Here is a 9238-nt window from a genome sequence, read left to right on the forward strand (position 1 = left end):
ATCGCATACCCCAAACCAGATGGCCCAAAACTTTAAAAATCCAAACGTCGCAGAAGTCTTTCGGACCTATCCTAAAGAGATCCGGGAAAAATTATTGAGTGTGAGAGAATTGATCTTCCAGATCGCAAAGGCGACCGAAGGAGTCGGAGTCCTGGAAGAAACCTTGAAGTGGGGACAACCAAGCTATCTTACGCCCGAAACAAAAAGTGGAAGTACGATTCGTGTCGATCGAGTTCCTTCGGAGGAGAATCTCTACGCACTTTTCTTTCACTGTCAGACCAATCTTGTCGAAACGTTTCGAGAACTTTTTCCGAAAAAAATTCAATTCGAAGGAAACCGATGCATTCTATTGAACGCAAAGGATCCGATTCCTACCAAAGAACTGAGCGTTTGTATTTCCATGGCCCTTACCTATCACCTGGATAAAAAGAAAAAAGACCGTCGACGATACGAATGATTCGAGTTTCTCATTTTTTTTTTGAGAAGTCGAATTTTAAGAAAAATCTGTCGTAACAACGACGATCCTCTATGAAAGTCGCGCGCCCCGCCCGATTTTCGGGTGGAGGGCGGGAGGCGGAAAACAGCGGGAAACTTTCCTATATCACAAAATCATAATTTTGCAAGGAATATTCTCTTTCGGAGCTTTTGTAGGAACTCCTACAAAAATTCCGATTGAGATCATCTTGATTCTAAATAACTTCCCAAATTGTGAGCAGGGTTGCGATCAATTTTATCTGAAAAACCGAGTTGCAAGAACCACTCCCGGCTTTGGGAGAGGTTCTTATCTTCTCAAGAAGTTCATAAAATTCTAAAATAACATTTTAGGCGGGACTTACTTCCAATTCTTCGTTTTCGACCGAATTGCGCGCTTCCTTGTAGGTCATCCATTTTCCGGTTTCGGAATCGATCACCTTACAACGAGAAGTTGATTTGAAATAATCGCCGAAAATCGTATCTCTTTCCTGAACATTCTCGCCGTAAACCGCTTTGATCTCGTTCAAGGCGCGGGTAAGATTGTAAAAAGGAATTTTCATATGAACGTGATGCGGCATATGAATGAAAATATTGTGAAAGAAAAAATTCATAATCGGGTTGATATGATAGTTGATAGTCCCTTTCATCTGTCCGTAATAAGGAGTCCATTCGTCTTTTGTCTTCCAGGGAATTTCGGAATGAATATGGTGAACATAAACGGTGATTCCCATAAAATAATTCCAAGCGATAAAAGGAACCAAACATACTTTTGTAAACATCCAAAATCCGGCGCCCGCATCGAAAACCCCTTCCGTGGCCGAACCGCCAAAATAGAATACTAAACCGGATGAAATAAACGCAAAAGAAAGCATGATCCATTTGTCTCTTCCGGCCTCTTTTAAAGGCGCGGTAAATAAAACCATACCTTTTAACCAGACTTCAACCAGATAATAAAAACCTCCGCCCCAGGAAGACCAGAAAAAACGGTGCATCATTTTTTTGAATATTCCAAATTTAGAATATTCTTCGGCGGTCGCGGGATGCCATACGAAATCCCCGCCTCTTTTGATCGTGTGACCGTGGTGGATTCGATTGTGTCCGTAAGCCCACTGATTGTAAGCGTGCAAAGAAGGCAACATCGCGATCTGACCGATCCAATAACGAAGGTATTTGTTTTTGAAAAGGGCCTCGTGCGCGCAATCGTGACCGACGACGAATAAAGCGGCGATCGTCATTCCCGCAAAAATCCAAAGAAAAGGAAGAAGATACCAAGTGTTTACGTTCCAGAGAAGAACCACAACGAGTCCGAAAAAGAACAAATCTCTGAAAAAATAACCGATCCCTTTGTAAGCGGGATTTTCGAAAGTTGCCTCCGAGAGAGTTTCTCGAACGGCTCCGAGAGTTTCCCTCGGCGATGATGAAGAGTTAGTTTTCACTTCCATAACGTTCTCCTTAATGAACGGCGTTAACTTACTAGTGAACAACGTTAGCTAAAGAAAAGAATCTTGGCAAGAAAAAAATAAGCCGTAGAGGGAAATTTTTTTAATGGGAAAATAGAAAGTTTGGTAAGGGGAGAATCCGGATTCTTATCCAAAATCAAAGGATTTCATCAAATTAGTTTCGATTTTGTAGGAATTCGGAATCCGTCATTTTATAGAGAACGTGTTTGGATAGAATATGATCTTTCGGAAGATTGGGGTGCGCGAAAAAACCGACTTCCTTCAATCCGATCCGTTTCATTACGGAGATAGACTTTTCGTTGAGAACGGACGTAAAAGAAACGATTTCCGGAAATTTCAGGACTGAAAAACCGTATCGCAGACAAACAATCGCGGCTTCCGTCGCATAACCGCGGTTCCAAAAGGAAGAATGCAATCTCCAACCGATCTCGACTGCGGGCGTAAAAAAGGAAGAAAAAGTTACGTTCATAAATCCCGTAAATCCGAGAAATTCTCGATTGTGTTTTGTTTCCAAAACCCAAAGTCCGTAGCCGAACGTTTCAAAATGATTTTGAATTTTTGCAATCCATCGTTCGGATTCTTCCTTTGAAAGAAGCGAAGGAAAGTATTTCATGACAATCGGATCTGAGCTCATTTGGACAAATGGATCCAGATCTTTCCCTTCCCATTCCCGAAAAATCAACCTTTCCGACTCGAATTTCACGCGAACTCCCCTAACAAATATTAAAGTTTAAGAAATTAGTATTGCCAAAGAAAATTCTGCCGATAGTATGGACATAGAATTCCAGTTATTCAATCGATTTTCTAACTTCTGAACGTAGTCCTATCTTAAAGTTTGCTCTTCTTTTTAAGTCCTGCATCTCTAAAATTTTTCTACCTCCCAACATACCGGGAAAATGCTGTTTTTAAATCAAGATAACTTGATCTAATTCATAACGACACGAGGAAAAATATGTCTGTTAACATTTATGTAGGAAACCTGTCTTACGACATCACCGAAGGAAAGTTAAACGAACTTTTCGGAGCACACGGAGCAGTTAATTCTGTTAAGATCATCACTGATCAGTATTCCGGAAAATCAAAAGGATTTGCTTTCGTTGAAATGCCGAACAAAGACGAAGCCGACAAAGCAATCAAAGATCTGGACGGAAAAAACGTTCTTGCACGTAACTTAAAAGTGAACGTTGCAAAACCTAAAAACGACAGATTCTAATTTAGAAATTTATAATTTTTAAATACCTTTTATAGCCGTCTCGCGAGGTGCAAACTTCGAAGGCGGCTTTTTTATTTTTTAGGGGAGAATGGATCCTCTTCGTTCTGTCTTTTTTGAGAGTTTGTTCCAAAATCTCAAAAATGTAGGAACTCCAATAAAAATTTAACCACAAATAGGTTCGCAAAAAAGTTTATAGATCGCTTACGGAACGATAATCTGTGGAAATTCCCGCGTCTTATTACGTGCCTACCGACTGTTACCACTTATTATGATTGAGGTTTTGGGACAGGCTTTAAACTTCCGGATTTAAAGTTTTTATTCAGGGCTATAAGGAAAAACTAGAATCAGCAATTTGTTTTGCCGATTTCCTCGAATCTCCAATTTTTCCTATCGGAGATTCGATAAATTTCGGATTCGGATTTCCATCCTAAGCCGAAAAATAAACTTCACGATCTCTTCTTTTTCTTAACCGGAGATTTCTTCTTCACAACGGACTTCTTCTTCACAACGGACTTCTTCTTAGAAACGGTTTTCTTTTTCGAAGCGACTTTTGTCTTTTTAACGGTCGCCGAACGACGATTCTCCGATTCCTGTTTTACAGTTTCTGCTTTTTTAAGAACGGGTTTTGGATCCTTATTCTCCTCCGCCGTGATGAGATCAAAAAGACATTCGATCCCGAGCGGGCCCATAAACAAATTGAGATGTCCAGCTTCCGGAAGTTCCACGTCGTCGAAATGTCCAAGACGAGAATTCTCAGAAGGAATGATGATCTGGTCTTTTTTAGTAAAGACGGATTGTACGTTAGGCAACTTCTCGAAAATTTCCACCGCCTCTTGGATAAACTTCGATCCCGGCATCATCTGCCAAGTGCAGATAAAGATCGGAGCGATATAAGCGAGATAGGTTCCATGAACGGGAGTTCCCGCGATAAAGATTTTTTTTACTCGATCTCTTCCTTTGTAAGTAAGACCGGATGCGATCAAACCTCCCATCGAGTGTCCGACGATATAACAATCTTTGATATCCTTTTGAACCAGGTAATCTTCCAAAATCTGGCTCTTTTTCCGGATGTTTCCCATTTGAAATCCGAGAGGTATTACAAAAACGGGATGTCCATTCTCGATCAGATGTTTACGCATCGACTCCCAAGAAAGAGTTCTTCCTAAAAATCCGGGAACCAAAACCACCGGACGTTTATCTCCTTCGGGAGAATCCTCCAATTCCGTAAAAATTCCCAGGATCGCGTGCCAAAGATAAAGAATCGTATACCATTTCTCCGCTAAAAATTGAAGAATAGGATTGCGGACTAAACGATTATCGGATACGTAAGCGAGATGATCATTCATGAGTTGCTCCCGGTGGATTCCGGTTTTAGGTATTATTTTACCCTTCGCCACTGCTGAAAATCAAAAAACGGGAGGGGGAATTTTTCCGGGTCGGCATCGGCGACCGTCCCGGAAATCGAAAGATTCTTATTCTTTCTTAAACTTCAAAGAAGCGGAATTGATACAATACCTGAGTCCGGTGGGTCTTGGTCCGTCCGGAAAAACGTGTCCGAGATGTCCTCCGCATTTTGCACAAACAACTTCCGTTCTCGTCATCCCGTGACTGGAATCGGTTTCTTTTTCAACGGCTTCTTCTTTTGCAGGTTGATAGAAGGAAGGCCAACCCGATCCGGATTCGTATTTTGTTTCGGATGAGAACAGTGCGGCCCCGCACGCTGCGCAAAGGTAAGTCCCCTTATCGTGATTGTTATAAAGGGCTCCGGTAAAGGCCATTTCGGTTCCCTTTTGTCTTAGAATTTTATATTGCTCAGGAGTAAGTTCCTTTTTCCATTCATCTTCCGATTTGTTCACTTCGTATTTCATCTTTCCTCCTTTCTTTTTGTTTTTGTCGTCTCCGTCCACCGGAGCGCAATTCGTGATTATCAATAACACAGAAACGAGCGTTATTAGAATTTTCTTTTCCATACACGGAGATTCGTTCTGATTCTTGGACTGGTTACTGATCGAAATCGGTTTTCGCAAAAATAGAATTCAAAATTCTTTAAAGAATTCGGTATTCTTCCACGATTTCTCGGAGGGAATCTTCCATCTCTCGGATATAACGAAGTTCGAGGGTCATTCTCCACATCGTCACCGAACCGTGATAAGCCATCAACATTCTTCTCGCGACGTATTGAATGTCCATACTTCGTTTGAGTTGACCCGAACCGATCGCCTTCTGCAGATAATCGCTGATCATTCTCGTCCATTTTGTGACGATGTCTTTTAAGAATTCGGTATATTCCGGATCGGCGTCCATCACCTGACTTGCAAATCCCGCAAACGGACAACCGAAGAATTCTCCGTGACGAATTTGTTTTTCTTTCAGGATCACCCAAGCTCTTAAGAATTCCGCCATATCGGGATAACGGTCCATCAAACCTTGAAGATCGCTGAGAGTCTTTTCTTCCTGTTTCGCCAAATAAGCCAGACCCAATTCTTTTTTGGATGGATAATGATCGTAGAGACTTGCGGCTACGGAATTGGACTCTTGAATTATCTGTCTCATTCCGGTATTGGAAAACCCTTGTTTGTAAAAAAGAGAAGTCGCAGTATCTAAAATTCTTTCCCGAACGCCGATTCCCGATTCTTTCTTTTTACGCGATTGAGCTTTCATATTTAAACTTATAAATTCCAAAATTCTTACAAAACTATTTTCTCACTCGAAAAAACTCCTGTCAATGACTTTGAAAAGCCTTCTATAAAAAAACAGAACGAACGTTCTGTATTTTTTTGTTTGATCAAATTTTGGGCCGGTCTAAACTAGGGTCAGATTCTTTCAAAAGGCACGCGGAGATGAATGCAATTTCGCTCCCTATGGGTCGCGAAATAGGGTCAGATTCTCCGACAAAGAAAAAGGGAGGGACGAAATGATCACCGATGAAATTCAACTCGTGACTCGCATTTCCGACCTGGATACTCAGAGACACGTGACCAGCAGGACTTATGAGAATTTCTGTCTTGAAGGCAGATTTCGCGCCCTGGAAAAAAACGGTTTTTCTTTGAGGGAGATCCTGTCTCAAGGGATTGCGATCCATCCTCTCGAATCTCAGATTCGATTTTTAGCTCAACAAATGGAAGGAGCCGATCTCAAAACGGAAACAAAGGCTTTTCCTTTGAAAGACGGGAAAATTTTCTGGGATCAAAAAGTTTATTCCGAATCGGGAACTCCTGCGGCAGAAATCAAAACTCTCACAGTTTCGGACAAAGACGGCAAACCGATCGATCTCCTTCGCGGCGAAAAAGCGGACATTTCGGGTTTTGATCAGTTTCCGGAGATCCCCGATTTTAAAGGGACATGTAAGACTGTGGACACGGAGTTGATCACCCTTTACAGCGAGAGAAATATTTTCGGGGAATATAACCCCGCCTATCTCTGGAGAATCGTCGAAGATTCTCGATGGTTTTTTTCCACCAAAACCGGCCTGACCTTGGATCGTTTTGTGGAAATGGACACTACGATGTTTTTTATGGGAGGAGTTTTTCGATTCTTCCACCCCGTTCCCGCGGGGAGAAAAGTTCGGGTAAGCACTTGGATCCATTCTTTTGAAAAGATCCGGAGTTATATGAGACACGAGGTCACAGATGTGGAAACCGGTTTGCGGTATTTCGCCGTGCAGGACGAACAATTGGTCGTCTCACTTTCGAAATCGAGACCGAGAAAAGCCCCCGAAGAATTCCAAAAGTTAGTCGGGGAGTATGTTGAGAATTATGAATATTCTCAAAAATGAATATAGGATTGATTGATTAAGAATTTGAAGTCTGGAGAAAGAAAATGAAATTAGCAAAGCCATTGGCTATTTGTACACCAAGAAGAACTCCTTTTGCTCAGATCGCGAAAGCGCTCGGACCATACCCAGGACACCACCTGGGAAAAATAGTCGCAGAAGATATTCTCGCTAAAAGCAAACTGAAACCGTCTCAAATCGACGGAGTTGTAGTCGGAGAAGGATTCAGCAACGCACCGAACTCAGCAAGAGTGATCGCAAATCTCGTCGGAATGAGAGACGAAATCGCATGTATCACCGTTGCAAACAACTGTGTTTCCGGAATGGAAGCGGTTGCGGAAGCGGCACGAAGAATCGTTCTCGGTGAAGGTGAAGTGTTCCTCGCGATCGGCGAAGAATCTCAAACTTCTATGCCTTTTATCGTGAAGAACGCTCGTTTAAACAAAAAAGCAGGATCTCTGGATAAGTTGAAAAAACTTCTTCCGGACAATCTTCCCGAAGGTGTGGAACTGAGAGACACTCTGGAAGACGGACTCGGAGACGGAGAGACCTCTTACGGTATGCAAGTTACCGCAGAGATCGTAGCGCAAAACTACGGACTTTCTCGTGAAATTCAAGATAAACTCGCTTTCGAATCTTTCAAAAGAGCATTAGAAGCTTCTAAAGCAGGAAGATACGCTCCTTACATCATTCCAATGAAAGACGAAGACGGGAACGAACTCGCGATAGACGAAGCGGTCGGACTCCGTGAAGGTCTTGTGGAAAACCCGACTCGTATGGGACGCGCGATGCTGATGTTCGATAACCCCGGAATGAAATTCGAAGAATTTAAAACGAAGTATGCTAAAGATTTGAAAAAATCCCACGGCCCTACCGTTTCCATCTTCAACGCAAGCCCTCGTTCCGATGGAGCGGCGGGTGTGATCGTTACAACCGTTGAAAAAGCAAAAGAACTCGGTCTTACGATCGAAGCCGTTGTTTCCGGTTGGAGCATGAAAGGCGTTCATCCAAACAACATGGGAATCGGACAAGCGGCGGCTACCGAAGCTCTTCTTGCGGACGTCGGTCTTAAAATCCAAGACATCGACTACGTAGAAATTCACGAAGCGTTCGCCGCAACCGCGGTTGGAGCTCTGGAACAAATCAAAATGGACACCGGTTGGGATTGGGAAAAATCTTTCGACGCTAAGAAGATCAATCCGAACGGAGGATCCATCGCGATCGGTCACCCGTTTGGCGCCACAGGAATCCGTTTGATCGCAAACGCGATCATGGATTTAAAAGAAGATCCGTCCGCGAACAAAGTTGTGATCACTGCTTGTGCTCACGGTGGAATCGCAGGATCCATGTTGATCGAAAGATACAAAGGTTGATCTTAGTTTAGAATTTTATAAACTACTCAAACCTTTGTCGAAATTCTTTCAAAATGGAAGAATAAAAAAAGCCCCGAGCGATCGGGGCTTTTTTTATAGAATTTTGTCAGGTTTTTCCTCGGTTACTCGAGTGAACAACGCGAAGAGTTTTATTCTTCCTTTCTTCTATGCCATTCTTCGAACGAGTTTCTCCAAAAAGAATTTTTTTGAAAATATATTTCGATCGAATACGATGCGGAATTCGTTTAGACCGAAGTGACTTTTTGAGAAATAAAGAATTCAATTTCGAGAGATTCTTTGGGTCTTCTCCAAAAGCCTCAAACTGTAGGAACTCCAATCAAAATCTATCAGCAAACAAGTCTATTAGAAGGATGATAAATCCCTACGGATGAAATTTTGCGGGAACTCCCATTTTTATTCTTAAGGAATGGAATGAGCGTTGTAAGTGGGGGTTATTAAAGGTTTCGAGATAGGCTTTTGGATCGAAGAGATTCTTTCCATCGAAAAGGAAACACTAAAATCCCGTTCCGAAAAGCCTTTTTTATTAGCGGCTCGATTCTCAAAAAGAATCGTCGGAACTCCGACGGACTCTTCTGTAAAACTCGCGACCCCGCCCTGATAGCATAACCTTACACACAAGTTAAAAAGGCGATTTCGAATCAGGGCGATCCCAATCAAAATTTTTATAGGAGTTCCTACGAAAGCTCTGAGAGAGAATATTCCTTGCAAAGTTTTAATTCTGTGATAGAGCAAAGTCACCCGGAGCCTCCCACCACCCGCCCCTCCGCCCAAAATTTTGTACATCCTGGGACATAGGTAACACTTTAGACCAGAGACATGGGTTACACTTTTAAAGTCCTTGTTACTTCCTTCGTGTGTTCGTTGAAGTAACCGATTGTTACAAAGCTGAAGAAGATCTTCCAGAGACCATCCTCGATGGGCTCGA

Annotated in this window: 10 protein-coding genes and 1 pseudogene; 5 read left to right on the plus strand and 6 right to left on the minus strand. The window is 42.4% G+C overall.

All coding sequences use genetic code 11. The features are described from left to right. Positions 1-19: 19 nt before the first annotated feature. Positions 20-457, plus strand: a complete 438-nt coding sequence (locus JWG44_RS09075; protein ID WP_205274625.1) for a DUF1801 domain-containing protein — start codon at positions 20-22, stop codon at positions 455-457. A 364-nt stretch (positions 458-821) separates the two neighbouring features. Here JWG44_RS09075 and JWG44_RS09080 read toward each other — a convergent pair whose 3' ends face one another. Together JWG44_RS09080 and JWG44_RS09085 are read right to left on the minus strand one after the other, a co-directional pair. Then, positions 822-1916, minus strand: coding sequence for a fatty acid desaturase (locus tag JWG44_RS09080; protein ID WP_205274626.1), 1095 nt, complete (start codon positions 1914-1916; stop codon positions 822-824). Between the two features lie 172 nt (positions 1917-2088). Beyond that, positions 2089-2637 (minus strand): GNAT family N-acetyltransferase, encoded by a 549-nt coding sequence (locus JWG44_RS09085; RefSeq protein WP_205274627.1) that lies wholly within the window; start codon positions 2635-2637, stop codon positions 2089-2091. 35 nt (positions 2638-2672) lie between these two features. Between JWG44_RS09085 and JWG44_RS09090 the strand changes: the two are divergent. Together JWG44_RS09090 and JWG44_RS09095 are read left to right on the plus strand one after the other, a co-directional pair. Then, positions 2673-2853, plus strand: a pseudogene (locus JWG44_RS09090) (hypothetical protein); the annotation flags it as partial. Positions 2854-2886: 33 nt separating this feature from the next. Continuing rightward, positions 2887-3147, plus strand: a complete 261-nt coding sequence (locus JWG44_RS09095; RefSeq protein WP_069606220.1) for an RNA recognition motif domain-containing protein — start codon at positions 2887-2889, stop codon at positions 3145-3147. A 446-nt stretch (positions 3148-3593) separates the two neighbouring features. Here the strand turns inward: JWG44_RS09095 and JWG44_RS09100 are convergent, their stop codons facing one another. The 3 genes from JWG44_RS09100 to JWG44_RS09110 all read right to left on the minus strand — a co-directional run bounded on the left by JWG44_RS09100 (position 3594) and on the right by JWG44_RS09110 (position 5808). Beyond that, positions 3594-4493, minus strand: a complete 900-nt coding sequence (locus tag JWG44_RS09100; RefSeq protein ID WP_205274628.1) for an esterase/lipase family protein — start codon at positions 4491-4493, stop codon at positions 3594-3596. A gap of 126 nt (positions 4494-4619) precedes the next feature. Beyond that, positions 4620-5015, minus strand: coding sequence for a peptide-methionine (R)-S-oxide reductase MsrB (msrB, locus tag JWG44_RS09105; RefSeq protein ID WP_205274645.1), 396 nt, complete (start codon positions 5013-5015; stop codon positions 4620-4622). Between the two features lie 178 nt (positions 5016-5193). Further along, positions 5194-5808 carry a TetR/AcrR family transcriptional regulator gene (locus JWG44_RS09110; protein WP_205274629.1) on the minus strand — a complete coding sequence of 205 codons (615 nt, stop codon included), beginning with the start codon at positions 5806-5808 and terminating at the stop codon, positions 5194-5196. A 253-nt stretch (positions 5809-6061) separates the two neighbouring features. Here JWG44_RS09110 and JWG44_RS09115 point away from each other — a divergent pair, with 253 nt between their 5' ends. Further along, on the plus strand, positions 6062-6922 hold the full coding sequence (locus JWG44_RS09115) for an acyl-CoA thioesterase (protein WP_205274630.1): 861 nt from the start codon (positions 6062-6064) through the stop codon (positions 6920-6922). Between the two features lie 44 nt (positions 6923-6966). Further along, on the plus strand, positions 6967-8292 hold the full coding sequence (locus JWG44_RS09120) for a thiolase family protein (RefSeq protein WP_205274631.1): 1326 nt from the start codon (positions 6967-6969) through the stop codon (positions 8290-8292). Between the two features lie 420 nt (positions 8293-8712). On the opposite strand, the gene JWG44_RS09125 is transcribed toward JWG44_RS09120, so the two are convergent. Next, a complete protein-coding gene (locus tag JWG44_RS09125) occupies positions 8713-9096 on the minus strand; it encodes a hypothetical protein (RefSeq protein WP_205274632.1) in 384 nt (127 codons plus the stop codon). Positions 9097-9238: the final 142 nt, after the last annotated feature.

The sequence above is a fragment of the Leptospira ainazelensis genome (genome assembly GCF_016918785.1).
In the GTDB taxonomy this organism is placed as follows: Bacteria; Spirochaetota; Leptospiria; order Leptospirales; family Leptospiraceae; genus Leptospira; species Leptospira ainazelensis.

Excerpts from the sequence above, each read along its gene's own strand:
- JWG44_RS09115 (WP_205274630.1), top strand. The coding sequence starts at position 6,062 with ATGATCACCGATGAAATTCAACTCGTGACTCGCATTTCCGACCTGGAT.
- JWG44_RS09100 (WP_205274628.1), bottom strand. The coding sequence starts at position 4,493 with ATGAATGATCATCTCGCTTACGTATCCGATAATCGTTTAGTCCGCAAT.
- JWG44_RS09120 (WP_205274631.1), top strand. The coding sequence starts at position 6,967 with ATGAAATTAGCAAAGCCATTGGCTATTTGTACACCAAGAAGAACTCCT.
- msrB (WP_205274645.1), bottom strand. The coding sequence starts at position 5,015 with ATGAAATACGAAGTGAACAAATCGGAAGATGAATGGAAAAAGGAACTT.
- JWG44_RS09125 (WP_205274632.1), bottom strand. The coding sequence starts at position 9,096 with ATGTACAAAATTTTGGGCGGAGGGGCGGGTGGTGGGAGGCTCCGGGTG.
- JWG44_RS09110 (WP_205274629.1), bottom strand. The coding sequence starts at position 5,808 with ATGAAAGCTCAATCGCGTAAAAAGAAAGAATCGGGAATCGGCGTTCGG.
- JWG44_RS09095 (WP_069606220.1), top strand. The coding sequence starts at position 2,887 with ATGTCTGTTAACATTTATGTAGGAAACCTGTCTTACGACATCACCGAA.
- JWG44_RS09080 (WP_205274626.1), bottom strand. The coding sequence starts at position 1,916 with ATGGAAGTGAAAACTAACTCTTCATCATCGCCGAGGGAAACTCTCGGA.
- JWG44_RS09075 (WP_205274625.1), top strand. The coding sequence starts at position 20 with ATGGCCCAAAACTTTAAAAATCCAAACGTCGCAGAAGTCTTTCGGACC.